The organism is Saccharopolyspora tripterygii, from assembly GCF_054778355.1.
In genome coordinates this window covers 257,221-282,763 of the sequence record NZ_BAAGZP010000027.1, presented here as the reverse complement: position 1 = coordinate 282,763, position 25,543 = coordinate 257,221, and the positions used below count along the sequence as shown (strand labels likewise).

Annotated in this window: 25 protein-coding genes and 1 pseudogene; 12 read left to right on the top strand and 14 right to left on the bottom strand. The window is 67.8% G+C overall.

Annotation, left to right across the window (positions count from 1 at the left end):
- Positions 1-53: 53 nt before the first annotated feature.
- The 4 genes from ACYVF3_RS21030 to ACYVF3_RS21015 form a co-directional block, all read right to left on the bottom strand.
- Positions 54-371, bottom strand: coding sequence for a 2Fe-2S iron-sulfur cluster-binding protein (locus ACYVF3_RS21030; protein ID WP_461155930.1), 318 nt, complete (start codon positions 369-371; stop codon positions 54-56).
- Between the two features lie 12 nt (positions 372-383).
- On the bottom strand, positions 384-1,625 hold the full coding sequence (locus ACYVF3_RS21025; RefSeq protein ID WP_461155929.1) for an NAD(P)/FAD-dependent oxidoreductase: 1,242 nt from the start codon (positions 1,623-1,625) through the stop codon (positions 384-386).
- Positions 1,622-2,944 (bottom strand): cytochrome P450, encoded by a 1,323-nt coding sequence (locus tag ACYVF3_RS21020; RefSeq protein ID WP_461155928.1) that lies wholly within the window; start codon positions 2,942-2,944, stop codon positions 1,622-1,624. The genes ACYVF3_RS21025 and ACYVF3_RS21020 overlap by 4 nt, the downstream gene beginning before the upstream one ends.
- A 174-nt stretch (positions 2,945-3,118) precedes the next feature.
- On the bottom strand, positions 3,119-4,228 hold the full coding sequence (locus tag ACYVF3_RS21015) for a LuxR C-terminal-related transcriptional regulator (protein ID WP_461155927.1): 1,110 nt from the start codon (positions 4,226-4,228) through the stop codon (positions 3,119-3,121).
- Positions 4,229-4,572: 344 nt separating this feature from the next.
- Between ACYVF3_RS21015 and ACYVF3_RS21010 the strand changes: the two genes are divergently transcribed.
- The 8 genes from ACYVF3_RS21010 (at position 4,573) to ACYVF3_RS20975 (ending at position 12,320) form a co-directional block, all read left to right on the top strand.
- Positions 4,573-5,385, top strand: a complete 813-nt coding sequence (locus ACYVF3_RS21010; protein ID WP_461155926.1) for an enoyl-CoA hydratase/isomerase family protein — start codon at positions 4,573-4,575, stop codon at positions 5,383-5,385.
- 75 nt (positions 5,386-5,460) lie between these two features.
- A complete protein-coding gene (locus ACYVF3_RS21005) occupies positions 5,461-6,243 on the top strand; it encodes an enoyl-CoA hydratase/isomerase family protein (protein WP_461155925.1) in 783 nt (260 codons plus the stop codon).
- A 61-nt stretch (positions 6,244-6,304) separates the two neighbouring features.
- Positions 6,305-7,315: a hypothetical protein gene (locus ACYVF3_RS21000; protein WP_461155924.1), complete on the top strand. Its 1,011-nt coding sequence runs from the start codon at positions 6,305-6,307 to the stop codon at positions 7,313-7,315.
- 22 nt (positions 7,316-7,337) lie between these two features.
- The gene (locus ACYVF3_RS20995; protein ID WP_461155923.1) at positions 7,338-8,255 is read left to right on the top strand and encodes a LysR family transcriptional regulator; all 918 of its coding nucleotides are present in this window, start codon (positions 7,338-7,340) and stop codon (positions 8,253-8,255) included.
- A gap of 163 nt (positions 8,256-8,418) precedes the next feature.
- Positions 8,419-9,588 (top strand): acyl-CoA dehydrogenase family protein, encoded by a 1,170-nt coding sequence (locus ACYVF3_RS20990; protein WP_461155922.1) that lies wholly within the window; start codon positions 8,419-8,421, stop codon positions 9,586-9,588.
- Positions 9,585-10,649: an enoyl-CoA hydratase/isomerase family protein gene (locus ACYVF3_RS20985; RefSeq protein ID WP_461155921.1), complete on the top strand. Its 1,065-nt coding sequence runs from the start codon at positions 9,585-9,587 to the stop codon at positions 10,647-10,649. The genes ACYVF3_RS20990 and ACYVF3_RS20985 overlap by 4 nt, the downstream gene beginning before the upstream one ends.
- Positions 10,642-11,547: a 3-hydroxyisobutyrate dehydrogenase gene (gene mmsB / locus ACYVF3_RS20980; RefSeq protein ID WP_461155920.1), complete on the top strand. Its 906-nt coding sequence runs from the start codon at positions 10,642-10,644 to the stop codon at positions 11,545-11,547. Before ACYVF3_RS20985 ends, mmsB begins: the two co-directional genes overlap by 8 nt.
- A complete protein-coding gene (locus ACYVF3_RS20975) occupies positions 11,544-12,320 on the top strand; it encodes an enoyl-CoA hydratase (protein WP_406691891.1) in 777 nt (258 codons plus the stop codon). Before mmsB ends, ACYVF3_RS20975 begins: the two co-directional genes overlap by 4 nt.
- A 53-nt stretch (positions 12,321-12,373) precedes the next feature.
- Here ACYVF3_RS20975 and ACYVF3_RS20970 read toward each other — a convergent pair whose 3' ends face one another.
- Positions 12,374-12,913: an adenylate kinase family protein gene (locus tag ACYVF3_RS20970; RefSeq protein WP_461155919.1), complete on the bottom strand. Its 540-nt coding sequence runs from the start codon at positions 12,911-12,913 to the stop codon at positions 12,374-12,376.
- Between the two features lie 14 nt (positions 12,914-12,927).
- Positions 12,928-14,100 (bottom strand): CaiB/BaiF CoA transferase family protein, encoded by a 1,173-nt coding sequence (locus tag ACYVF3_RS20965; protein ID WP_461155918.1) that lies wholly within the window; start codon positions 14,098-14,100, stop codon positions 12,928-12,930.
- A 457-nt stretch (positions 14,101-14,557) separates the two neighbouring features.
- Here ACYVF3_RS20965 and ACYVF3_RS20960 point away from each other — a divergent pair, with 457 nt between their 5' ends.
- The gene (locus tag ACYVF3_RS20960; RefSeq protein WP_461155917.1) at positions 14,558-16,072 is read left to right on the top strand and encodes an aldehyde dehydrogenase family protein; all 1,515 of its coding nucleotides are present in this window, start codon (positions 14,558-14,560) and stop codon (positions 16,070-16,072) included.
- Between the two features lie 81 nt (positions 16,073-16,153).
- Here ACYVF3_RS20960 and ACYVF3_RS20955 read toward each other — a convergent pair whose 3' ends face one another.
- The 7 genes and pseudogenes from ACYVF3_RS20955 to ACYVF3_RS20925 all read right to left on the bottom strand — a co-directional run bounded on the left by ACYVF3_RS20955 (position 16,154) and on the right by ACYVF3_RS20925 (position 21,845).
- Positions 16,154-17,386, bottom strand: a complete 1,233-nt coding sequence (locus ACYVF3_RS20955) for an NAD(P)/FAD-dependent oxidoreductase (RefSeq protein WP_461155916.1) — start codon at positions 17,384-17,386, stop codon at positions 16,154-16,156.
- Positions 17,387-17,430: 44 nt separating this feature from the next.
- The gene (locus tag ACYVF3_RS20950) at positions 17,431-18,219 is read right to left on the bottom strand and encodes an SDR family NAD(P)-dependent oxidoreductase (protein ID WP_461155915.1); all 789 of its coding nucleotides are present in this window, start codon (positions 18,217-18,219) and stop codon (positions 17,431-17,433) included.
- Positions 18,216-18,398: pseudogene (locus ACYVF3_RS20945) on the bottom strand (Rieske 2Fe-2S domain-containing protein); the annotation flags it as partial. The pseudogene ACYVF3_RS20945 and the gene ACYVF3_RS20950, both read right to left, overlap by 4 nt.
- 12 nt (positions 18,399-18,410) lie before the next feature.
- Complete coding sequence (locus tag ACYVF3_RS20940; protein WP_461155914.1) at positions 18,411-18,542, bottom strand: Rieske 2Fe-2S domain-containing protein; 132 nt, start codon at positions 18,540-18,542, stop codon at positions 18,411-18,413.
- A 50-nt stretch (positions 18,543-18,592) separates the two neighbouring features.
- The gene (locus ACYVF3_RS20935) at positions 18,593-19,117 is read right to left on the bottom strand and encodes an aromatic-ring-hydroxylating dioxygenase subunit beta (RefSeq protein WP_461155913.1); all 525 of its coding nucleotides are present in this window, start codon (positions 19,115-19,117) and stop codon (positions 18,593-18,595) included.
- 4 nt (positions 19,118-19,121) lie between these two features.
- Positions 19,122-20,432, bottom strand: a complete 1,311-nt coding sequence (locus tag ACYVF3_RS20930; protein ID WP_461155912.1) for an aromatic ring-hydroxylating oxygenase subunit alpha — start codon at positions 20,430-20,432, stop codon at positions 19,122-19,124.
- 60 nt (positions 20,433-20,492) lie between these two features.
- Positions 20,493-21,845: an MFS transporter gene (locus tag ACYVF3_RS20925; protein ID WP_461155911.1), complete on the bottom strand. Its 1,353-nt coding sequence runs from the start codon at positions 21,843-21,845 to the stop codon at positions 20,493-20,495.
- A 254-nt stretch (positions 21,846-22,099) separates the two neighbouring features.
- On the opposite strand from ACYVF3_RS20925, the gene ACYVF3_RS20920 reads away from it, so the two are divergent.
- Entirely contained in the window at positions 22,100-22,381 is a 282-nt protein-coding gene (locus tag ACYVF3_RS20920; protein ID WP_406691882.1) for a hypothetical protein, read from the top strand.
- On the top strand, positions 22,378-23,442 hold the full coding sequence (locus ACYVF3_RS20915) for a DODA-type extradiol aromatic ring-opening family dioxygenase (RefSeq protein ID WP_461155910.1): 1,065 nt from the start codon (positions 22,378-22,380) through the stop codon (positions 23,440-23,442). The genes ACYVF3_RS20920 and ACYVF3_RS20915 overlap by 4 nt, the downstream gene beginning before the upstream one ends.
- Positions 23,443-23,487: 45 nt before the next feature.
- Here ACYVF3_RS20915 and ACYVF3_RS20910 read toward each other — a convergent pair whose 3' ends face one another.
- Positions 23,488-24,297, bottom strand: coding sequence for an IclR family transcriptional regulator (locus tag ACYVF3_RS20910; protein WP_461155909.1), 810 nt, complete (start codon positions 24,295-24,297; stop codon positions 23,488-23,490).
- Between the two features lie 207 nt (positions 24,298-24,504).
- Here ACYVF3_RS20910 and ACYVF3_RS20905 point away from each other — a divergent pair, with 207 nt between their 5' ends.
- Positions 24,505-25,515, top strand: coding sequence for an amidohydrolase family protein (locus ACYVF3_RS20905; protein WP_461155908.1), 1,011 nt, complete (start codon positions 24,505-24,507; stop codon positions 25,513-25,515).
- The last annotated feature ends 28 nt before the right edge of the window (positions 25,516-25,543 follow it).

Below are 25,543 nucleotides of genomic sequence, written 5' to 3'. Positions count from 1 at the left end.
CTATCGCAGCGGTGATGTCCATGCGAAATCCTTTGTCCGTGGGGAATGATGGCTCAGCCGTTGGTGTCCGGGACGGTGACGCGCACGTTGGGGCTGTCGTGGGTGAGGATCAACTGGCACGACAGCCGTGAATTCGGTTGAGCCCCTTCGGCGAACTCGAGCAGCTCACGTTCTTCGTCGGAGGGCGCGTCGAAGCTGGGCGCGCCATCTTCGAGGAACACGTGGCAGGTGGCGCACGAGCAGCTTCCGCCGCATTCGGCGACGATTCCGGGCAGGTTGTTGCGCACTGAACCGTCCATCACGCTCTGTCCACAGGGGACGTCGACTTCGTGCACGGATCCGTCGGAGAGCTCGTAGGTGACTGTAGGCATGGTGGATCTCCATTAGGCGATGACGGCGTCGCGCAGCGGGACTGTCTCGTCGGCCAGCTTGACCGGATCGACCCATGCCTCGGACGCGATGAGCTTCTTGCCTGCCATGAATTCCGCTGGGCGATTGGCGGATTCGACGGCGATGATGTTCCTGCCGTCGTGGTGGAAGAGCGCGAACCGGCCGGTGGCGGGGTCTCCACGAAGGGCGGTGCGCGGTGCTGCCGGGATCAAGCCGGCGATCTTGAGCTTGAGGTCGAACTGGTCGGACCAGAACCACGGCACCTCGGCCGGAGAGGGCCCGGTACCGGTGATGGTGGCAACCGCTTGCCGCGCTTGTTCGGTGGCGCTCGGAATGCTTTCCAGCCTCGACATCGACCCGTTGCCGACCGGCCGGATGGTCACGTCTCCGATCGCGAGGATGTGCGGATCGCTGGTGCGCGCGTGCGCGTCGACCACCACGCCCTGCTCGCAGCGCAGGCCGGCATGCTCCGCGAGTTCCTGCCTGGGCACCGCACCGACGCCGACCAGCGCGGCCTGGCAGCCGAGGACACGTCCGTCACCGAGTTCGACGCCGTTGACGCGACCGTCCGAGCCCTCGATCGCCCGCACCTCGGCGCTGGTGACGATCCGGGTTCCGCGGGAGCGATGGTGCGCGGTCATGATCTTCGAGAGCTGCGCGCTGGCGACGCGAGCCAGCACGCGTTCCTCGCGTTCGACGACGGTGACCCGGATACCGGCGGAGCGGGCCACTGCCGCGACTTCGAGCCCGATGTAGCCGCCGCCGATGATGACGAGATCGCGCCGTTCGTCGACGCATTTGCGCAGCACCCGCGCATCGGCGAGGGTGCGCAACGACACGACGCCGTTGAGGTCGGTGCCGTGCACGTTCAGCGGGCGTGGGCGCGCTCCTGTCGCCAGGACGAGATGGTCGTAGCCGCGGGTCTCGCCCGCCGCCGTTCGCACCTGCCGCGCTCGCGCATCGATACTGGTGATTCGCTCACCGAGCCGGAGTTCGATGTCCTGCTCGCGGTAGAACTGCGCTGGTCGCAGCCACTGCTCCAGCTCGCCGTCGGCGAACTTCTTCGACAGCGGTGGACGCTGGTAGGGCAGGTCCAGCTCGTCGCCGTAGAGCTCGATCGGACCGGCGTGGCCGGCCTGCCGAAGCAGGCCGGCCAGCGTGACGCCGGCGTGACCGGTTCCGATGATCAGGACCCGCCCGCCTGAGCCCGATGGTTCGCCCGCGCGCGAAGTCACGCCAGCTCCAGCCGAACCGGCAGCTTCCGCAGTCCGCCGACGAAGTTGGTCATCACCGGCTTGCGCTCGCCGGTGACTGTGACGTTCTGGATCAGCGGGAGCAGCTCTTCGAACATGATCCGCAGCTCCAGCTTGGCCAGGTGCTGGCCGATGCACATGTGCGGGCCGTAGCCGAACGCGATGTGCTTGTTGGGCTTGCGATCGATCCGGAAGGTGTCCGGATCGCCGAACACGTCGGCGTCGCGGTTCCCGGACTGGTACAGCAGCATGAAGCGATCGCCCTTGCGGATCTGCTGTCCGCGCAGCACGTAGTCCTGCGTTGCTTGGCGGGTGAACTGCTTGACGGGGGAGACCCAGCGGAGGCTTTCGTTCACCAGGTCCGGGATGCGTTCGGGGTCCTGCTGCACCTCCGCGAGCTGCTCCGGGTTCTGCGCTAGTGCCTCGATGGCGCCGGACATGGTGCTGGAAGTCGTGTCGTGGCCTGCGGTGGCGATCGCGATGAACCAGCCGTAGGCGACGGTCTTGTCGAAGTACTCGCCGTCGGCCTTCTTCGCCTGCGCGATGATCGTCGCTAGATCGTCGCGCGGGTTGGCCCGGCAGTCCTCGACGAGCTCGTCGAAGTAGGCGTAGAAGTCGTTGATGGCGGCCGACCATTGCTGCGCGGCTGCCTCGGGAGTGAGCGGCTCGACGTCCTCGCGTTGCGCGTCGGGGTCGGCGGTGCCGAAGAACTCCTGGGTCAGCGTCATCATCCGCGGCTCATCGGATTCCGGGACGCCGAACAGGCTCATGATCACGTGCAGCGGGTAGTAGAGCGCGAACTCCTGGACGAAGTCGAGGTCGTTCGTGCCGCTGCGCAGGCGCTTGGCGATGGCCTCCTTCGCCAGTTCCCGGATCCGGTCCTCCCACTTCTTGAGGTTCGCGGGCCGGAACCAGTCGTTGGCGATGTCCTTGACCTCGGTGTGCTCCGGCGGGTCGAGGTAGGTCAGGGTCTCCAGGATCCGGAGGCTGCCGCCGGTGAGGCTCTTGGTGAACTCGTCGCCAGCCTGGTTCTGCAGGATCGGGTTGTGCGAGCCCGGTGCCTCGGCGCCTCCGCTGGTGAACACGTGCGGCTGACGTTCGATCTCCATCAGGTCCGCGTGCTTGGTGACCAGCCAGACCGGGTCGTATCCTTCGACCTCCACCTGTGCCAGCGGGTTGTTCTCGCGCAACCAGCGGTAGGCCTCGAACAGCGGACCGTCGTCGCGATGCCCCTCGGGCAGCACGACTCGACGTGCGATTTCGTCCGGGACCGAGCGGGTGGGCAGATCTGTGGTGGTCATGAACGTCCCTCCAGGGAAGACGGCACCGTTGCGCGTAATGGTCCAATCTTTAATCCGAACCAAGGTGTCGTGCATCACCCGAAGTGGAGAGATTTCTGCCCCCGCGTCTCATCCCACGGGAATGAAAAAGGTCGCCATCCGAGCTCGGGTGGCGACCGATTTTTGTTGTGGCTCTTAGGTGGTCAGCCCGTGGTATCGAGCTGCGGCCTCGGAGCGGTTGGCGGCTCCGAGCTTGCGGAGCAGGTTCTTGACGTGTGTCTTGACGGTGCCGGATGAGACGAACAGGTCGGCGGCGATCTGGCTGTTCGTTCGGCCTCGCACCAAGTGCCGCAGCACGTCGAGCTCACGGCGCGTCAGGTTGGAAAGCGGGCCATCGAGCTGTTCCAGTGGGTCGCTGGTCGGCGAAGCTTCCGACGTGGTGGTGAATCCGCCGATGCCCTCGAGCAGCTCGTCCGTCGCTCGAGCCTGCTCGCTCAACTGACTGCGCAACCGGGCCAGCTGTTCGGCGAAGACGATTCGTTCGAGAGTGCAGCCGAGTCCTTCGGCGAACAGCCCCAGCAACTGGCGATCGAAGGCGTTGACGTGGTCGCTGTCCACGTGCTGATCCGCGTGGACGAACCCGATCACCTCGCCACGGCTGATCAGCGGGGCCACGACGTAGTCACGGGTCCTGGCGAGGTTGATCAGCCGGTGGTGCACGCGCGGGTTGTGCTGCGCGTCCTCCACGAGCACCGGCGCGCGGGTGCGTACGACCTCGGTTTCCGGCAGCTCGCGGCCTAGCTGGCCGGGCACGGCGGTGCCGACCTCGACGAGGTCGTGGGCGAGTTGGGGGTCTGCGTGGGCGAACGCCGAACTCGGTCGCCAGTCCGGCCCGGACAGCCGGGAGAACAATGCTCGCCGGTATCCGAGCCGATTGATCTCCACCGGAACCTGGTCGACCAGGTCGGAGATCGAGTTCGCCGAACGTAGCCGCGCCAGGCATTGCTGGAGCTCGTCCATCGCGGCCGCGCGCGCTACCACGCGGGCTTCGCGCAGCATTGCGAGCAGCTCGACCGTCTGCGACAGCGCCGCGGCGAGCTCGAATCGCGTTGAGCCCACCTCGCAATCCGCCAGTTTCCGGATGAGGATTCGCTCGGCGTGCCCTAGCGCGGTCACCGGATTTCGCAGCGCGTTCGCCGTACTCAGGTCTGACTCGCTGGTCAGCCTGGCGACGGTCCGCAGGAGATCGCGGGACCGCCGCATCAACGCGTCCGGCACGGGGCTGGTTCGAACATCGTTGTTCAACGCCGCCTCCTCGTTCTTGTGGGGACCGTTGGCTGCTCTGCCCGGCAGGTTGTCACCTCGCCTAGCTGCGAAGGCACAAAATTCACCCGTATGGCCCCAGCGGGGCAGAGAAATCTACCAAAGGGGATATGGCGTTGAAGTGCGTTCAAAGATCACTGCCGGGACATCGTTGCCGCGATGGCCCAGCCCTGGATTTTGGTCTGACCTTATGTAATATTAGCACGCTGTGAACGGGAGGCACGCGACGTCGACCTGCTCACCGACTTCCTGCGGTTGGTGAACGCGGCCTTGCTGGTCTCGTCCGCCGCAGCGTCGTCTGGCTGATCTGAGAGTGAGGACCTGTGATGAAGTGCCTGACCTCGACCTACGAGACGCTTGCGCTGGCCGAGATGGCACCCGGCGTCGTCCTGGTCACCTTGAACCGGCCCGAACGGCACAACGCGATGACGAACACGATGTTCGGAGAGTTGGAACGGGTAGCTCACGCGATCGATGACGAGGACGAGTGCCGCGCCGTGATCCTCACCGGTGCCGGTCGCGCGTTCTGCGCTGGATACGACCTGGCTGACGCTGACGAGCTGGCGGGCAAAGGTGCTCTGGGCATGCTCGATCAGCAGGAGCGGGCGGCGCGGGCGTTGCTCGCCATCCGTTCCATGCGAGTGCCCGTGATCGCCGCGGTCAACGGAGCTGCTGCTGGCGGTGGTCTGGCGCTGGCGCTGGCGGCCGACATCCGGGTGGCCTCCACTGAAGCGAAGTTCAACGCGGCTTTCGTCAAGATCGGTCTCTCGGCAGGCGATCTGGGCACGTCGTGGTTGCTGACGCGCCTGATCGGACCGGCTGCGACCAGCGAGATCTGCTTCACCGCGCGGATGGTGCATGCGGCGGAGGCAGGAGCGCTCGGCATCGTGAATTCGGTGGCCGAACCCGATGCGCTGCTGGCAGAGGCCCAGAAGTTGGCCGATTCGATAGTGGCGAACTCTCCCGGTGGTGTGCAGCTGTCGAAGCGCGCGCTGCAGGCCAACATGGAGGTCTCGTCCTACGCGGCTGCGCTGGAGCTGGAGAACCGGGGCCAGGCGTTGCTCACGCGGAGTGCGGACATGCCCGAGGCGCTGGCCGCCTTCAAGGAGAAGCGCTCACCGGTTTTCACCGGTCAGTGACGAGGTGACGGCGAAACGGGAGGTTATGCGTTGACCAGTGTGGACACCGTGCGAGGGTTTCCCGAGTTGGAGACCTTGACCTTCGAGGTCATCGACGGCGAGATCGGTGTGCTGCGGATCAATCGTCCGGAGCGGATGAATTCGCAAACCGTGCGCATGTTCAGCGAATACGGGCTGGCCGCGCAGGCGTTGCGGGACAGCGGGCTGCGCGCGCTGATTCTCACCGGGGCGGGGGAGCGCGCGTTCTGCGCCGGGTTCGACCTCGACGAGATCGAGGTGATCACCAGCATGGGTGTCCGGGAGTTCCTGAAGTTCCAGGAAACCGCTACCGGCGGGATCCATGCGATCCGCCACCTGCCGTTCCCGGTGATCGCCGCGGTGCACGGTGCGGCCACCGGCGGCGGGCTCGCGCTCGCGCTGGCCGCCGACATCCGGCTGATCGCGCCGACCGCGAAGTTCAGCGCCGCCTTCGTGAAGGTTGGCCTGTCGATCGGTGAACTCGGCGTCTCTTTCCACCTCAGCAGGCTGATTGGGCCGGGCCGTGCGGCCGAGATCGGCTATTCCGGACGGTTCGTGGGCGCCGAGGAAGCGACGCGGATCGGATTGGCCAACCGGACCATGCCGACCGAGGAGTTGTTCGGGGAGGCGGTTGAGATGGCCCGGACGATCGCGCGCAACGCGCCGGGCGCGGTTCGGCTCTCGAAGCGGGCTATCCAGCGCAATCAGGAGGTCGGCTCCTACGCCGCAGCTCTCGAACTGGAGAACCGCGGCCAGGCCTTGCTCGCCCAAACAACCGACATGCCTGAAGCCCTGGCCGCCTTCAAGAGCAAGCGGGAACCCCGATTCACCGGGAACTGAGCGAACGAACAAACGGGCTCGTTAAATCGATCCGACCCGAGCCGAAACGATAGGAGAGCTGATGGGCAACGACTTCCACGATGAGCTGGTCGTACCGGGAACTCCCGGCCTGCCCGAGCGGTTCTTCGATCGGTTCATGTTCAACCTGCACCCCACCGAGGCCACCGCACCGTCGGTGATCATGGGCTTCGGTCATTACCCGGCGAAGGATGTTGCCGATGGGTTCGCGATCGTCAGCACTGAGAAGGAGCAGCGAAACCTCCGCTTCTCCACCGAACTCAGCTGCACTGACGGCAAAGGCGCTGGCCCGCTGTCGTTCGAGGTGGTCGAGCCGAACCGGGCCTGGCGGCTCAAGCTCGGCGACAATCCGTCTGGCATGGTCTACGACCTGATCTGGCGGGCACGCACGCCTTACTGGCTCGGGGAAGTCGAGGTGAACAACTCTGATGCCACGCCGACGAAGTTCGAGCACCTCGTGCAGTCGGGCCGTTACGAAGGCACGCTCACCATCGACGGCGTTCGGCTCGACGTCGACGGCTGGTACGGCCAGCGGGACCGGTCGCGTGGAGTCCGCACCATGTCCGGTGGCCAGGGCCTGCACATCTGGTTCCAGGCGCAGTTCCCCGACCGCTCGGTCGGCTTCCTGCTGGTCGAGGACCGACAGGGTGGGCGGATCCTGCTTGAGGGCGCGGTCCTGCACGAGGACGGTGCTCTGGACGACGTCGTCGACGTGCGACATGCGCTGCGCTTCGACGCCCTCGACCTGACTTCGGGAAAGGTCGAAGTGACGACAAAGGGCGGCATTCGGTACGAGATCGATGCCGACGCCTCCGCCGGCGGGGGACTCATGGCGGGCGCCGGATACGGTGGCCACCACGGTCGGCCGAGAGGACGCGATCACGTGGAGCACGAGGTCTACGCGCTGGACGGGTCGGTGAACCAGCTGACGCTCGACTCCTCGTTGACCGACCGCCTCACGGCCTACACCTGGAACGGCGTGCCCGGCACCGGAATCTTCGAGTTCGCCCTCACACGCAGCAGTTCCTACACGTACCGGCCCACGCTGACGTGACGCAAAGCGGACGGTCGAGAACATGAGCAACACGAGCATCGACACCCGACGGCTGCGCGTCGACGATCTCCGGTATCTGCTGGCGCTGGCACGGACGGGCCGCCTGGTAGCTGCGGCGTCCGCTTTGGGGGTGGATCACACCACCGTTTCGCGGCGCATCTCGGCTTTGGAGAAGGTGATCGGGGTCCGGCTCGTCGAACGCGGTGCGGACGGCTGGGAACTCACCGATATCGGGCGGTCGGTCACCGAAAGCGCGCGGCCGATCGAAGAGGCGATCGAGAACGTCGCGGCCGCGGCTGCGGGTGGCGATGTGGCGTCGTTGCGGGGCACGGTGCGAGTGACGGCGCCGGACGGTTTCGGGGCGTTGTTCGTCGCACCCGCGCTGGCTCGGATCCAGCGCGCGCATCCGCATCTGATCGTCGACCTGATCACTGCGACGCGTGAGTTGACCGTGCACCAGTCGGGTTTCGACCTCGCGGTTGCTGTCGGCTCTCCGCAGGGAAGCCGGTTGGTTACCGAGATGCTCGCCGAGTACTCCTTGTCGTTGTACGCGGCTCCGGAGTACTTGGACGAGCACGGTGTGCCGGACTCGGTGGATGGTTTGCGCAACCACGTCTTGATCTTCTACACGGGTTCGATGCTGCGTGTGGGCGACCTCGATCTGGAACGGCACTTGCCGGGGGTGACCGCGCGGTTCAGCTCCACGAACATCTTCGCCCACTTGGAGGCGACGAGGGCAGGTGGTGGCATCGGGGTGCTGCCGGACTTCCTCGCGCGGCGTTGCCCGGAACTGGTACGGCTGGGCAGCTTCGGTGTCGACATGCGCTTGCCCTTCTACCTGGCCGCGCGTCGGGAGAGCGTGTCCAGCCCGGTGGTCCGGGTGATCCGTCAGGCGCTGCAAGACGAGGTTGGGGAGCGGGAAGTCGAGCTGATGCCCTGACTGCGGGGCGCGTGTGCGTTTGTGCACATCAGCCCTGTGTTCTTGCCTCTTGAGTCGACCCGCACTCCTCGGGAGCATCTCAGGCAATAGTCGGTAGTCGAACTGTCGGGCGACCAACCATGTGGGAGTTGGTCTCCGGGTCGGCTCGTGCTGGAGGAACATCATGGACGCACGTGCCGCTGGTGGCGGTGCCTTCTGCCTGAACGAGGACCAGCAAGCGTTGGCCGAAACCTGCCGCGATTTCGCCGCTGAGGCCTTGGCACCGAACGCCGTGGAGTGGGACCAGGCCAAGCACTTCCCGGTCGATGTGCTGCGCAAAGCGGCAGAGCTGGGTATGGGAGGCATTTACGTCAAGGAGGAGTCCGGTGGTTCCGGACTGGGGCGGCTGGATGCGGCGGTGGTTTTCGAGGCGCTGGCGACGGGATGTCCGTCGGTGGCCGCGTACTTGTCGATCCACAACATGGTCGCGTCGGTGATCGATCGCTTCGGCAACGACGAGCAGCGTGCTCGGTGGTTGCCGCGGCTGTGCTCGATGGAGGCGTTGGGCAGCTATTGCCTGACCGAGCCCGGTGCGGGGTCTGATGCCGCCGCGTTGACGACTCGGGCGGTCCGGGAAGGCGGCCACTACGTGGTCAACGGCGCCAAGCAGTTCATCTCCGGGGCCGGTACCTCTGATGTGTACGTCGTCTTCGTGCGCACCGGTGACGACGGATACCGGGGAATCTCCGCGCTGGTGGTCGAACGCGACACCGAGGGGCTCTCGTTTGGTCCGAACGAGCACAAGATGGGGTGGAATGCCCAACCCACCCGCCAGGTCCGTCTCGAAGACGCACGCGTCCCTGTCGCGAACCTGCTCGGTGCCGAGGACGACGGGTTCCGCTTCGCCATGTCGGGCCTCGACGGTGGCCGGCTCAACATCGGTGCCTGCTCGCTGGGTGGGGCCCAGGCGGCGCTGGAGGCGACCGTGCGTCACCTGTCCGAGCGTGAGGCGTTCGGTTCCGCGCTGCGGGACTTCCAGGCGTTGCAGTTCCGGGTCGCCGACATGGCCACCGAGCTGGAGGCGGCGCGGTCGATGTTGTGGCGCGCGGCCGCGGCGGCGGACGCGAAGGACCCTGCGGCGACGCGGTTGTGCGCGATGGCCAAGCGCGTGGCCAGCGACACCGGGTTCGCCGTGGCCAACGAGGCGCTGCAGCTGCACGGTGGTTACGGCTACCTATCGGAGTACGGGATCGAGAAGATCGTCCGCGACCTGCGGGTGCACCAGATCCTGGAGGGCACGAACGAGATCATGCGCGTCATCGTCTCCCGCGACGTGCTGGGGGCCGCCCGATGAGCGAGATGGAGGTCTTGGTCGAGGTTCGGGGGACGCTGGGGCGGTTGACGCTCAACCGGCCCCGGGCGCTGAACTCCTTGACCGCTGAGATGGTGCGCGTGCTGGACCGCACCTTGTCCAGGTGGGAGCGCGATCCGGAGATCGCGTGCGTGCTGGTCGACGGCGCGGGCGACCGCGGTTTGTGCGCCGGCGGTGACATCCGGGCCATCTACGACGCCGCGCTGGTCGGTGATCCGGCGCCGAAGCGCTTCTGGCGCGACGAATACCGACTCAACGCGCGGATCAAGCGCTGTGCCAAGCCGTTCGTGGCCTTGATGGATGGCATCGTCATGGGTGGCGGGGTGGGTGTGTCGGCCCACGGGTCGGTCCGGGTGGTCACCGAGCGCACCAGGATCGCGATGCCCGAGGTGGGGATCGGGTTCGTGCCGGACGTGGGTGGCACGTACCTGCTCAGCTGCGCTCCCGGCGAACTCGGCACGCACGCGGCGCTCACCGCCGGCCAGCTGAGTGCGGGGGATGCGATCCGATGCGGGCTGGCGGACCACTTCGTGCCCAGCGACGCCCTGGGGGCCTTGGTCGAGGACTTGGCCGGCGCTTCGGCTGGCGAGGTCGATGCGCTGGTGCGGCGGTACGCGCAAGAGCCGCCGCCGTCGGTGCTCGAGACCGAGCGCGGATGGATCGACGAGTGCTACGGCGCCGACGACGTCGCTGAGATCGTGCGTCGTCTACAGGCGACCGGTGTTGACGGTGCTCGGCAGGCGGCGGAGGCCATCTGCGCCAAGTCGCCCACTGCGGTGAAGGTGACGCTGCGCGCCTTGCGTAACGCCCGCGCGCTCAGCTCCCTCGAGGAGTGCCTGGAGCAGGAGTACCGCACCTCGTGCGCGCTGCTGTCCTCACCGGATCTGGTCGAGGGGATTCGTGCTCAGGTCGTGGACAAGGACCGCGATCCGCAGTGGAAACCAGCGCTGCTGGACGAGGTCGGTGCCGACATCGTCGAGAAGTTCTTCGCGCCCGGTGACGACGAGCTCGGGCTGTCAACTGGGAGGGAGTGCGATGACTGACATCGGATTCATCGGTCTCGGCAACATGGGTGGCCCGATGGCGGCCAACCTCAGCCGCGCCGGCCACCGCGTCCGCGGCTTCGACCTGTCCGCCGAAGCGTGTGCCGCGGCGGCCGAGAACGGTGTGGAGATCGTGGGCACCGCTGCGGAGGTGTGTGCGGGCGCGGAGATCGTGTTCACCATGCTGCCCAGCGGTCGCCATGTTCTCGACCTCTACGAGGCGGGAGGGCTGCTGGCGGCGGCCGCACCCGGGACGTTGTTCGTCGACACCTCGACGATCGAGGTGGGCGAGTCGCACGCGGCGCGCGACGCCGCGGTGAAGGCGGGACACCGCGCGCTGGACGCCCCGGTCTCCGGAGGTGTGGTCGGTGCGACCGCCGGGACGCTGACGTTCATGGTCGGTGGTGAGTCCGAGGACTTCCAGCGCGCCGAGCCGATCCTGGACGTGATGGGCAAGCGGGTGGTCCACTGCGGGGCCTCCGGTGCGGGGCAGGCGACCAAGATCTGCAACAACATGATCCTGGCGATCTCCATGGTCGGGGTGAGCGAGGCGTTCGTGCTCGGCGAGGAGCTGGGTGTCTCCCACGAGGCGCTGTTCGACGTCATCTCCACGGCGACCGGCCAGTGCTGGGCGCTCAACACCAACTGCCCGGTGCCCGGCCCGGTGCCGACCAGCCCGGCCAACCGCGGCTTCGATCCCGGCTTCGCCACCTCTCTCATGGTCAAGGACCTCGGCCTGGCGCAGCGCGCCGCGGACGCCGCGGGCGTGCAGACAGACCTCGGCAAGCACGTCCACGAGCTCTACGTGCGCTACAACGAGCAAGGCGGTGCCGACCGCGACTTCTCCGGGATCATCAACGCGATCCGCGCATCCGCCGGAGAGGAGTCAACCGCATGAGCGAGTACGCGACGATCGAGGTGGAGCGCCGCGACCGGGTGGGCGTGGTGACGTTGAACCGGCCCGAGGCGCTCAACGCGCTCAACACCCAGCTCATGGTCGAGGTCACCGCGGCGGTGTCCGAGCTGGACCAGGACGAGCAGATCGGGTGCGTCGTGCTGACCGGGTCGCAGAAGGCTTTCGCCGCCGGCGCCGACATCAAGGAGATGCAGTCGCTGTCCTACATGGACGCCTACCGCAGCGACTGGTTCGCCGCCTGGGACCGTTTGTCCGCGGTGCGCAAGCCGTTGATCGCTGCGGTGTCCGGCTACGCCCTCGGTGGTGGGTGCGAGCTGGCGATGCTGTGTGACGTGATCATCGCCGCGGAGAACGCGAAGTTCGGCCAGCCGGAGGTCAAGCTCGGTGTCATCCCGGGTATCGGTGGCACGCAGCGCCTCACGCGCGCCATCGGCAAGGCCAAGGCGATGGAGATGTGCCTGACCGGTCGCATGATGGACGTCACCGAGGCCGAGCGCAGCGGCCTGGTGGCCCGCGTCGTCGCGGTCGATCGCCTGATGGAGGAGGTGCTCGAGACCGCTTCGGCGATCGCGGGCATGTCGACGCCGGTCACGATGATGGTCAAGGAGAGCGTTAATCGCGCTTACGAGACGACGCTGTCCGAGGGCGTGCGTTTCGAACGACGCCTCTTCCACGCCACCTTCGCCACCGAGGACCAGAAGGAAGGTATGGCCGCTTTCACCGAGAAGCGGGCACCGTCGTTCACCGATCGATGAACGCGAAAGCCGGTTCGCCTCGGCGAGTCCGAGGCGAACCGGCTCGTTTCCGCTCACACACCGAGGACGGACAACATCCGTTCGGTCACGTCCTCCACCGCACCACTCGCGTCGATGGTCGCGAGAACACCCTGCCGGCGGTATAACTCCAGCAGGGGAGCGGTGTCACGGTCGTAGAGGTCGAGCCGGTGCTGGATCGCCGCCGCCGCGTCATCGCTGCGCTGCTCCAGCGCACCGGCGCAGTCGTCGCAGATCCCGTACACGGCAGGCGGGTTGAACCGGACGTGCCAGATCCGGCCGCAACTACCGCAGCTGCGTCGACCGGCCAAGCGGAGCGCGGCCTCGTCGCGCTCGAGGAGCATCTCCACCACCAGGTCCACCGGGGTGCCTGCGTCGTTGAGCGCTTCGGTGAGGGATCTGGCCTGGTGCGCGGTCCGCGGGAACCCGTCCACGAGGAACCCGCCTGCGGCGTCGGGCTCGGCCAAGCGTTGCCGCGGCGCTCCGAGCTTGTCGGACACCGCCCGCGCCTGCGTTGTCTTCCCAGAACCGGGCGGACCGACCAGCACGACCCGGCGGATCGATCGCCGGGTCATGCTGCACGGCCGGTTCACTCGCTGTCGAGCCATTGGCTCACAGCCGAGGTGTGCTGGCCGAGCGTGGGCGGTGCGGTGTGCTCGGTGCGCCCCAGGCGCTGCCCGGCGAAGGTCTCGAAGCGCAGCGGAGGACCGGGAATCTCAATCTTGCCGACCACGGGGTGCTCGACTTCGACGACCAGGCCCTGGCTGCGGGTCTGCTCCCACTCGTAGACCTCGTCGATGGTGCGGACCGCGCCTGCCGGGATTCCTGCTTCGTTGCAGCTGGTCAGCCAGAAGTCGCGGGGCCGGGTGCGCAGGACGTCCTCGACCGCGTCGATGAGCGCGGCGCGGTTGGCCGTGCGCACCGAGTTGGTGGCGAAGCGCTCGTCGTCGGCGTCGAGTCCGAGGAGGTCGGCGAACTTGCGCCATTGCGCCTCGCTGCCGACGGCGACCTGCACGGTGCCGTCGGCACACCGGAACGCGCCGTAGGGCGCGATCTGCGGGTGGTGGTTGCCCGAGGCCGCACCGACCTTGCCGGCCGTGGTCCACGCGGTTCCGTGGAAGGCGTGCGCTCCGACCAGCGCTGCCAGCAGGGACGTGCGCACCACGGTGCCGCGGCCGGTCTGGTTGCGGTCGTGCAGCGCCGAGACGACGCCGAACGCGCCGTAGATCCCGGCCAGCAGGTCACCGATGGGCACGCCGACGCGCGTCGGGTGGTCCGGGTCCGGTCCGGTGATGCTCATCAGCCCGGACTCGCCTTGGGCTATCAGGTCGTATCCGGGCCGTTCGGACTCGGACCCGTCGTGACCGAAACCGGAGATGGACAGCACGACGAGACGTGGGTTGAGCTCCTCCAGTACTGCGGGCGGGAAGCCCAGGCGGTCGAACACACCGGGGCGGAAGTTCTCGATCAGTACGTCGGCGCGGCGGATCAGCTCGCGCAGGGCCTCGTGACCGGAGGTGCTCTTGAGGTCGAGCTGGAGGGATTCCTTGTTCCGGTTGGCGGACAGGTAGTAGGTGGCGTCGGTGGAATCATCGCCGACGAACGGCGGGCCCCAGGTGCGCGAGTCATCGCCGTGGCCGGGGGATTCCACCTTGATGACCCTGGCGCCGAGGTCGCCGAGCATCATGGCGGCGTGCGGCCCGGCCAGTGCGCGGGACAGGTCGAGCACCAGGGCATCTGCCAACGGACCGCTGGTCGTCACAGTCAACTCCCGTTCGAATCACCTTGAAGAGATCCCGGAAATCGCGTGGGTGGACCATGCGAATCCGGAGGCGCAGACGCTGGGGAGGGCGCATCGAGGAGATGCGGTCCGATGCGAGGACTGCTCGGTTCCCAGCCTGCCTTTCGGGGGAGTATCGGCACCGGTTTCAGGCGTGGGCAACGCCCAAGTAGGCACAGCGGATGTGCAGGACTGCGCACCCGGCGGTTGTGCAATCCTGCACAGTCGTTCTGCGTTGTTGGTCGTTGTGCGCGGCACAAACGCTCCTACGATCGACCGCTAAGCGGAATTGTCGAAAACCGGCCGGTTCTGGCTGCTTACCGCCATCGACGGCAGGTTCATCCGCGCGATTCGAACAGCGGTGGACCCGTTGAATGAGGCGTGCGCCGAGCCGACGTCGAGTTCTGCGGGTGGCCCGCGCAAGGAGGCAGGCACGAAGATGGGCAGCACAGTGGGAACGCGGTCGGCGGATCTCCTCAGCGGTGCGGCGGACGCTCGTTCGCAGCTCTACCCGATGCTGGTGGACGGGCAATGGGTCACAGCTCAGGACGGCAAGACCGCGGAGGTGACCACTCCAGCGCAGCGGGGGGAGGTCATCGCCCGGGTTCCGGTCGCCGAAGCCGGCGATGTCGAGCGCGCCGTGGCCGCGGCCCGCAGGGCCCAGCCCGCCTGGGCCGCCGAGCACTTCAAGGTCCGGGCGCGCGCACTGGCGCGCATCGCCGCCGACATCGAGGCGCGCGGCGAGGAGTTGGCGCGGCTGACGGCGTTGGACACCGGCAACGCCCTCCGCACGCAGGCCAGGCCCGAGGTAGCCACGCTGGTCGACCTGTTCCGCTACTTCGCCGGCGTCGCGGGTGAGGTCAAGGGCACCGTCCTGCCCGCCGGTGACGGTCAGCTGCAGTACACGCGGCGGGAACCGCTGGGCGTGGTGGCCGCGATCCTGCCGTGGAACTCGCCGCTGATGATCGCGGGCTTCAAGTTCCCGGCAGCCCTGGCGGCGGGGAACGCGGTCGTGGCCAAACCGGCGTTGGACGCGCCGCTGTCACTGCTGCTGCTCGCCGAGATCTGCCAGGAGCACCTGCCGCCGGGCGTGCTCAACATGCTCACCGGCAGCGGGCGGGTTTGCGGCACGGCGCTGGTCGAGCACCCCGGGGTGGACAAGGTGTCGTTCACCGGTTCCACCGAGGTCGGCCGGACGGTGGCGCAGCAGGCCGGCCACCGGCTGGCGCACACCTCGTTGGAACTCGGCGGGAAGAACCCGTCCATCGTCTTCCCGGACGCGGTGAACGACGACCTGATCGACGGGCTGCTGCTGGCCACGCGCTTCCACCGGCAGGGGCAGAGCTGCACCTCCGGATCGCGTCTGCTCGTGCACGCCGACGTCCACGACGAGGTGCTGGACCGCCTGGTCAAGAAGCTGGGCGATCTCGTGGTCGGAAACCCGCTCGACGAGGCCTCGGACATCGGTGCGATCATCAACGAGACCCAGTTCTGCGGTGTCCGCGACTACATCGTCGACGGCACCGAACAGCCCGGGGTGACCCTGGCGCTGGGTGGTCTGCCGCCGACGGATGGTCCTCTGTCGGAGGGCTTCTACCACGTGCCCACCGTTTTCGACGCCGTCGAGCCGAATTGGCGCATCTCCCGCGAGGAGATCTTCGGCCCCGTCCTGGTGGTCACGCCGTGGCGCGACGTGGACGAGGCGATCCGGCTGGCCAACGACACCAACTTCGGGCTGGCGGCGTTCGTGTGGAGCCACGACCTGGACCGGGCGCTGAACACGGCGCACCGGGTCGAAGCGGGTTGGGTGCAGGTGAACCAGGGCGGCGGCCAGGTCATCGGCCAGTCCTACGGCGGTGTGAAGCAGAGCGGCATGGGCCGCGAAGCCTCCCTCGAAGGCATGCTCGAAGGGTTCACCCAGACCAAGCAGATCAACGTCAAACTGTCCGCCTGACAGTTCCGCAGGGCGTCGGCACCGGGCGGTCCTCCTCCTGCAGGCCGCCCGGTGCCGGACTCCGACGTGTTCGTCGAGCTCTTACTTCCTGCCGACCTTCTTGAGGTCGACGGTCGGGTCGGCGAGTTCGTCGGCCCCGACTCGGGCGCCGCGCATGATGAGCCGCTTGGCCGCCCTGAGCACCTTTCCCGCGTCGATCGCCGCGCAGCCGACGAGGACTCCGTCGTTGTCCAGCCGGAAGGCGACCTGCTGAGCATCGGACCGGCGGAGCACGGTGGACCCGGGGGCTGCCATCGAGCCCACGGCTTCCACGTGCACGCCGTAGCGGTCGGTCCAGAACCAGGCCGGCGGACGTGCGGAGATCTCCTCGTCGAGGATCGAGCAGGCCACTGCGGTACCGCTGAGCATGGCGGCTTCCCAGTGCTCGCTGCGCCGGTGCAGGGTGCCGTCGGCCGACCGCGTCCGAACGCCGTCGCCGGCCGCCCACACAGCGGGGTTCGAGGTGCGGCCGGCCACGTCGACCTCGATTCCCGCGTCCACCGCGAGCCCTGCCGAGTCCGGCAGCGTGGTGTCCACGTCGATGCCGATGGCGGTCAAGACCACGTCGGCGACCACTCGTCCGCGACCCTGTCGCCGTTCCACGTCCACGAGCAGTTCGGCCCCGTCGGCGACGATCCGCTCCGGCACGCCCTCGATGATCTCGACGCCGTGCGCGGTGTGCATCCCGTGCAGCTCATCGGCCAGCTCCGCGCCGACGGCGGGAGCCAGTGGCACGGGCACCGGGTCCACGAGCGTCACTCGCGCGCCCGCCTTCGTCGCGGTGGAGGCCACCTCGGCGCCGATCAGCCCGGCGCCGATGATGGTCAGCCGGACTCCGGGCCGCAGGGACTCCCGCAGTGCGTCGGCGTCGGCGCGATCTCGCAGCGAGACCACACCGGGAAGGTCGCCACCGGGCACCGGAAGCCTTCGGGCCCGGCCACCGGTGGCGAGCACGACGGCGTCGCTGTTGAGCCCGGAGCCGCCCGCGAGCACGACGGAACCGCAGTCGACGGCGATCTTCTCCGCGCTGCCCTCGATGACCTCGACCTCGTTGTCGGCGTACCAGTCCGGCGGGGCGAGGTGCAGGGACGCGGCCTCGGCCTCCCTGGACAGGTAGGCCTTGGACAGCGGGGGCCGATCGTAGGGAAGTCCCTGGGGATCGACGATCCGCAGGGTGCCGTCGAACCCGCGAGCGCGGAGCTCGCGGGCGACGGTGAACCCGGCGAGGCCGCCCCCGACGACGGTGACCGAGCGGACCGGGTCGACGGTGGACACGAAACCTCCTGGCGTGGATGGGCGGATGGTGGTGCGCTGTCGATTCAGAGCATCGAGCTGCCGCCGTTGACGCTGATCGTCTGGCCGGTGATGTAGGAAGCCTCCTCCGAAGCCACGAAGGCGACGGCGGCGGCAACCTCGGCGACCGTGCCCGGCCGCTTCATCGGGATCGTCGAGCGGATCTGGTCGGTGAACGCGGCCCAGTCGGCGCGCTCGGCTTCGGATGATGCGGCGATCCGCGCCTCGGCCTCGGGCGTGGTGATCCACGCGGGCGCGACCACGTTCACGGTGATGCCGTGCTCGGCGTATTCGCGGGCGAGACCGGTGGCCACGGCGTGCACCCCGCCCTTGGCGGCGTTGTAGATCGCGTGCCGGAACAGGCCGTTGCGCACGGACTCCGCGCCGACGTTGACGATCCGCCCGTACCCGGCGGCGGACAGCACCGGCAGGGCTTCGAGCGTGCAGTTCAGCGTGGTCCAGAGATTGCGGTCGACGGTCGCCCGCAGGGTCTCCTCGGTGTGGTCGGGAGTGGGCCGGATGACCCCGCCGCCCGCGCAGTTGACCAGCACGTCCAACCGGCCGAAGCGCCCGGTGGTCGCGTCCACGAGAGCGGCGGCGTCCTCGCGCCTGCTGAGGTCGCCGAGCACGGTGTGCACCCGGCCCGGTGCTTCGGCTTCCAACTTGGCGCCGAGGAGCTGGAGCCGCTCCCGGTCGAAGTCGCCCAGCACCACCGCCGCGCCGTCGGCGGCCAGCCTGGATGCGATGCCGAATCCGATGGGACTGGCACCACCGGTCACGAGCGCGACCCGGTCGGCGAATCGCTCGGCGGTCATGCGGACACCTCGGCCCGGGCGACATACACTCGTCCGTCCTCGACGATCGTCGAGTACGGACGCAGGTCCACCGTCGCCGGGAAGCACAGCGCTTTGCCGTTGCGCACGTCGAACCTGGCGTTGTGCAGCGTGCAGGTGACCTCGAACCCGTCGAGGTCCCCTTCCTCGCCCAGCGACCACTTCTCGTGCGTTCACGTGTCGGCGGTGGCGAAGAACTCGTCGCCGACCCGGTAGAGCGCCACGGGCTCGCCGTCGAGCTCGACGGTCATTGTGTCGCCGTCGTCGAGGTCGTCGACCTCGCAGGCGTAGCTCCGTTCCGTCATGGTCTCCTCCTGGCCCATCGTGTCCTCTCCTCCGGTGGTGATGGCCGTCCTCAGAGGACGAACGAGATCTTGCCTTGCGGGTCGAGCCGGTCATGCGCGAGAACACTCTTCTTGCGGCGGATGAGGAAACCTTCGAGCGCGGGCACGAGCTCGTAGTAGTGCCTGCCGACGTACTGGTCGAACTTCCCCGACTTCATCCGCGACACGATGAAGTTGGCCTCGACGAGCAGCGTCTGCTCGAGCCGGTCGGTGATCCGGATGTTGCCGATGATCCGGCTGGTCTGCGAGTGCGGGAACTCCGCGTGGGCCTCGGGCTTCTTGAGCCGGATGATCCGCTGCTCCAGCATCGTTCGCCGGTCGTGGATCAGCGACCAGGTCTGGCCGGGGTCGGTGTCCGGGGCGTCGGTCGCCGGAACCTCGTAGGTGCAGTCGAGGGTGAACAGCTCCACCCATTCCTCGAGTCGCCAGTCGTCGATCAGCGCCGCCTCGGCGTACAGGAATTCTTCGACCTCGCTCCGGGTGATTCCGGAAACGGGGCGGGCGGCCAGCGGTGCCTCGGGTTCGGTGGTGGTCATCGGATCAGGCCTTCCGGTGCTCGCGGGTTTCGAACGGGGTGAACGCCTCGACCTCGGCGGGCAGTTGCTCACCGGTCATGACGTAGTTCCACTGGCGCCACCAGGCGCGCATCTGCAACTCGTCGTTGGCCGCGGGCCGGGCCTTGCCCATGCCCTTGGAGATGTCGGACAGGGGCACTTCGCAGCGGGTGCTGAACCCGCGCTGCGCCTGCTCGAGCGCCTCGACGTCGTCGGGCGTGGCCAGGCCTGCCGGGCCCCAGAAGGTCAGGGCGTTGTCGATCCGGTACTGCAGCGACTCCTGGTCGAGCCCGCGGGGTGCGATGTGCCAGCTCGTGGCCTGGGTGCGGTCCGGACCCAGCGGCATGATGGTTCGGATGATCATCCCGAAGTTCAGGTCGATGAGGACGAAGTTCGGGAAGAAGATCGAGTTGCGGGCGAGGTTGAACACCGCGGAGGCGTACTCCTCGCCATACCTGTCGACCGCCTTCGCGCGGAGTTCGGCGAGGTTGCGTGCGACCTGCTCGTTGGCCAGCGGCAGACCGTTTCCCGGGTAGATCAGCGTCGCGTGTCCGTTGCCGAACTCCGTCCCGAGACCTGCGGGAGGGACTCCGTTGACGGTGCCTTCGCCGAGCATCGGCGGGGTTTGGCCGAGCTCCATCATCATCTCGAAGTAGGTGTGGTGCACCGACTTCGCGTGGTAGCCGTCGACGCTGTTCTCGACGAGCAGCTTCCAGTTCGCGTTGAGGGTGTAGCTGTGCGTGCCCTCCAAGATTTCGACGCCGTCCTCGGACTGGTCGGCCGTGAGGTCGAACAGGTAGGCGGAGGCGCCCAGCCATGTGCGCAGGTCGGGCGCGTGTTCGGAGAAGTTGCAGAAGTAGAAACCGCGGTAGTTCTCCACGCGCGGGGAGCGGAGACCGCCGTAGACGTCGGCGGGTGCCCTCGTGTAGTCCTCACCGGCGGGCACGTTGACGAGCTCGCCGGAGTTGCGGTAGGCCCAGCCGTGGTAAAAGCAGGTGAAGATCTTCTGATTTCCCTTGGGGTGCCTGCAGACTGACGCGCCGCGGTGCAGGCAGGTGTTGAGCAGTACGCGCACTTCGCCGTGGCGGTCCCGGTTGAAGATGACCGATCGTCCGCCGACGTCGCGGGTGCGGAAGTCGTTCTTCTTCGGCAATTCCGACTCGTGGCCCACGTAGAGCCAGGCGTCGGCGAAGATCAGGTCCCGTTCCTTCTCGAAGATCTCCTGTGAGGTGAACACCTCGCGGTCGACCTGGAACAGGCAGTCCTCGCGTTTGTCGATCACATACGGTTGGGGCACGGGTGACTCCGTTCCTCTCAAGTGGCCGGGTCGTGCTGGCGGCCCGGGGTGCGGCGGTGGTCAGACTGCGTCGGCAGCGGGGCGAGCCGCGGTCGTGGTTGCGGTGTCATCGAGCGACCGGCCGCGGGTCTCGTTCAGGAACGCCACGGACACCGTGGCTGCGAAGGCGAACGCTGAGAGCATCACCGCGACGCCGATTCCCCCGAACGCGGCGAGCAGGGGAGCGGCGATGATCGACGGGACGGATGCGCCGACGGCGCTGCCGAGGTTGAAAGCCGCGCCGGTGCCGGTCGACCGGTAGGCCGTGCGGAAGAGCTCCGGCATGAACGCGGTCATCGCGCTGCTGGAGATTCCGACGAAGAACAGGGTTGCCGAGATGCCGAGTCCCATCAGGACGGGACTGCCGGTGTCGGCCAGCGGGAAGAGCGCGAACGCCCAGATGACGCCGAAGCTGGTGGAGATCAGCATGCTTCGCCTGCGCCCGATCCGGTCGGCGAGCCTGCCGCCGATGATGCTTCCCGCGATGTTGAACAGGATTGCCACGATGTTGATGGTGAGCATCGTGTTCCGGGAGTGGCCGACCTCGGCGGTTCCATAGTTGACCAGGAACACGGATGCGATCGTGAAGAACGGCTGCCAGAACAGGATCGCGCCTGCTGCTAGCAGCATCTGCTTCCACTGGTGGCGCAGCAATTCGGTGATGGGGAGCTTCGCCTTCTCCGTCGCGGCGGCTCGCTCCTGCGCGGCCCGGAAGACCGGTGTGTCAGCCACCCCGAGGCGCACCCAGAGCCCCACGAAGACCAGCACGACGCTCAGCAGGAACGGCAGCCGCCAGCCCCATGTCAGGAACGTCTCGGTTGACATCGTGAACCCGGTGACGAGGAACGTCAGCGTCGAAAGCAGCAGTCCGGCGGAGGTTCCCAGAGTCGGGGCGAGGGCGTACAGCCCGCGCTTGCGCGGTGGCGCGTACTCGCCCACGAAAAGCGCAGCGCTCGACCACTCACCGCCGACCGCCAGCCCCTGCAGGAATCGCAGCGCTACGAGGAGGATCGGTGCGGCGACGCCGATGGTCGCCCCGGTGGGGAGCACACCGATGAGAACCGTCGAGACACCCATGATCAGCAGCGTCGCGACCAGCGTGGTCTTGCGGCCGACCCGGTCGCCGAGATGTCCAAAGACCACACCGCCGAACGGCCGTGCCACGAACGCGACGGCGAAGGTCGCGAAAGAGGCCGTCGTCGCCGCTGCGGCGCCCAACTCGGGGAAGAACACCTTGGGGAACACCAGTGCTGCTGCGGTCCCGTAGATGAAGAAGTCGTAGTACTCGATCGTCGTCCCGAGGAAACCGGCTCCGACGACGCGTCGAAGGGTTTTGGGGTCGGCGGTCGGCGAATCCGTTGACGGCGAGCTCACTGTTTCTGCCCTCTGGTGTCAGCGCTGAGCGGTCGAGGTGCTTGCGAGTGCGTCGACGCTAGGCGTGGCCGCGGTCAGCGTGGGGCGCGGTTCCAGCCGCTGGAACCGCGTCGACGATGCGCGGCAAAAGCGGTTCCAGGCACCGGAACTCGTCCGCCCCCGCAGCGCGCGGAACGTTAGCGTCGCCCAAATTCCCAACCATGTGAATCGGGTCGGTTCGGCCGGTCTCGACAACCCAACGCCAGGGAGTGCTGATGCGCATCGTCGATCACCTGACGCCCGACGGTCCGGACAAGATCCTGCACGTTCGCTCGGTCGGCTGCGACGTCAACATCATCGTCGGGACCCACGACCCCAACGGCGTCCCCTTCACGACCATCGAGGTCATGCCGCACCAGCCTGATGACGAGGGCATGCGGTGGATGCAACTCGGGACTTCGAACGTGGTCGTCATGCCGGTCTCGCACGACGGGTTCCCGACCGAACCGCCGGCCGACGCCACATCCACACCCCTTCACGGAGAGGCACGACGGTGAGCCGCTTCCTCGGCATCGGAATGACCCACTACCCGCTGCTGGCGGGCACGGATGAGCACATGGCCGGTCTGCTGCGCTGGACCCTCACCGACCCGGACATCCCGGAGGAGGAGAAGGACCCGGCGAACTGGCCGGAAGCCATGCGCGAGGAATGGGGCAACGACCAGGGGCGCGCCTCAGCGGCCAGTCACCGCGCCCGATTGCTCGACGGGCTGCGGCGCTGTCGTGGGGCGCTCGACCGGTTCGCGCCGGACGTGGTCGTGGTGTGGGGGGACGATCAGTACGAGAACTTCCGCGAGGAGGTCGTCCCGCCCTTCTGCGTGCTGGCCTACGACGATCTGGAGGTCCCGGCCTTCGAGGTGATGAACGAGCGGGGGAGCCCCAACGCCTGGGGGCTGCCCGACGACTTCACGATCACGCTGCGCGGTGATGCCGCGCAGGCCCGCGCCATGACGGACGGGTTGATCAACGATGGCGTCGACATGGCCTACTCCTACCGGAAGCGGGCAGGCGCTCACTTCCCGCACGCGATCCTGAACACCCAGCTGTTCCTGGACTACGAGCACGCGGGCGCGGAGTTCCCGTACAAGCTGCTGCCGATCACGGTGAACTGCTACGGGCAGCACGCGATCGCCCGCAAGGGCGGCCTGGCCCGCTTCGCCGACATCGAGCAGGAGACGCTGGACCCGTCGGGTCCGAGTCCGGCCCGCTGCGTGGAGATCGGGCGGGCGATCGCCCGGTACTTCCGGAACACCGACCTCCGGGTCGCGTTCGTGGCGTCCTCGAGCTGGTCCCACGCGTTCCTCGCCGACTCGTTGTGGCACATCCGGCCCGACACTGCCTCGGACGAGCGGCTCTACGAGCTGCTGGTGGAGGAGCGGTACGACGAGCTCGCCGCCACGACCAGCCGCGATGTGGTCGAGGCCGGTCAGCACGAGATCCTGAACTGGTTCTGCCTGGTCGGGGCCGTCCAGGAGCTCAAGTTGACGCGGGAGTGGTCGACGATGGTCACCACGGACGTGTTCAACTCCAACAAGCCCTTCGCCCTCTACAACGGGTGAGGACCTGCCGGGTCGGCGTTACGACGCGGCGCCGACCCGGCTCGGTCAGTCGATACCGGGGAACCAGCTGTCGTTGCCCTGGGCGAGCACGCGTTCGTTGTCCCGCGCGACGCGGTGCGCTGTCACGCTCACCGCATCGATGAGTGCGCGGTCGACGACGGCGTCCTTCGCCGTCGTCGACACCGAGATCGCGCTCACGGCACGCCCTCTGATGAGGATCGGGGCGGCAACGCAGGTGACGTCCGGGTGCGATTCGCCGCGGGCGATGGCCACCTGCCGCCGTCGGACCTGGCGCAGCTCCGCCATGAGCTCGTCTGGATCGGTCACGGTGTGGGGCGCCAGCGGCGGCATCGGTTCGGCGAGAACCGCCTCCAGTTCCTCGGGGGTGAGGAAAGCCAGCATCGCCTTGCCCAACGCTGTTGCGTAGGCCCCGATGTCCGTCCCGGGACAGGCGGAAGGCAGCTCTTCGTCGGGGAGCAGGAACCGCTCGATGAACACCACCCGGCTCCCGCGCAGGCCACCGAGGTGGACGTGCCGCCTGGACCAGCGGTGCAGTTGCCCGAGGTGGGGCAGCGCTGACTGGCGCAGGCTTTCGATCGGCATGGCCGACGCCAGCCGGCGCATCGGCAGTCCCACCTTGAACCCGGTGCCGTGCGGTTCGATGACACCGAGCGGGATGAGCCGGCGGATGAGCCGGTGCGCCGTGGACTTCGGCAGGCCGCTCGCGCGCGCGATCTCGGTCAAGGTGAGCACCCGCTGGTCCGGGCCGAACGCCCAGAGCAGGTCGAACGCCTTCGACAGGATCGAGGCAGGTTGCTCGTCGGTCTCCGGGGAATGCTTCTCCACAGTGGCCACCAGCACCTCCATTGCTGCTCGGTGGTGAACAGCGACCCGCACGGGGTCGTTGGAACACGATAACGCGCGCGGGTGGGCAGGACGAGGAGCTGAGCAGGTCGGTTCCGGCCACTAGAACGAAACCTACGAGGGCGCCGCACGATCGTTAGCGTCGCTCGGGAACGGCGTGACAGCAACGACGTTCGAGATCCGTTCGAAGGAATTCTCATGCCCGCAGCCACGGCCATCGATGTCCACGCGCACTACCTGGGGACCGATCTGCTCGCGTCCGCCGGGCACGGCGCCGATGCCCCGCGACTCGTGGTCGACGATGAGCGAAGGGGGCGGATCCTGTGTGGCGAGTCGACGTTCCGGGTCGTCACCGCGTCCCTCTGGGACGTTGGCCTCCGGTTGCGGGACATGGACGAGGCCGGGGTGTCCCACCAGGTGATTTCGCCTGTTCCCGTGACGATGGAGCACGCGTGGCACCCCGACGCCGATCCCGCCTACGCGGGTTCGCTGAACGATTTAGTCGCTGCGGCCTGCGGGCGGTCCGAGGGGAGGCTGATCGGTCTCGGCTGCCTCCCACTCGCTGACGTCGACGCCTCGATCCACGAGCTCGGCAGGTGCGTGGAGCTGGGGTTGCGGGGCATCGAGGTCGGGACCCGGATCGGCTCCCGAGACCTGGATGACCCGGTCCTTGATCCGCTCTGGGCGGCCTGCGAGCGGACGGGTGCAGCGGTGTTCGTCCACCCGATCCTCGGCGGTCAGGGCGTGGTCCGACGGGCCGGGCAGCCGTTCGACCTTGGGCTGGGCATGCTCGCCGACACGGCCATCGCGGCCTCTTCGCTGGTCTTCGGCGGCGTCCTGGAGAAGTACCCGCGCCTACGGGTCGCCCTCGCCCACGGGTGCGGCGCCTTCGCTTGGGCCTACCCGCGGCTCAAGGTGGCCGCAGGCCTGGGCGGCGGGGCCACGCCCGAGCTCTGGGACGCGCTGACTCGCAGGCTCTACGCCGACACGCTCGTCTTCGACGACGAGCACCTCCGCCTGCTGGTGCACCGCTTCGGCGTCGAGCGATTGCTGCTCGGCAGCGACACGCCCTTCTTCGCGGACCAGATGCGGTTGTCGATGCGGTCGATCGATGACGCGCGCAAGTCAGGGGCCTTGCCGGTCGAGGCAGGGGCCGATCTCCTCGCCCGCAACGCGCTCGAGTTCCTCGGGCTCGCGGACGAGCGCTGAAAGAACGCACTACGAAACCGAAGGACGA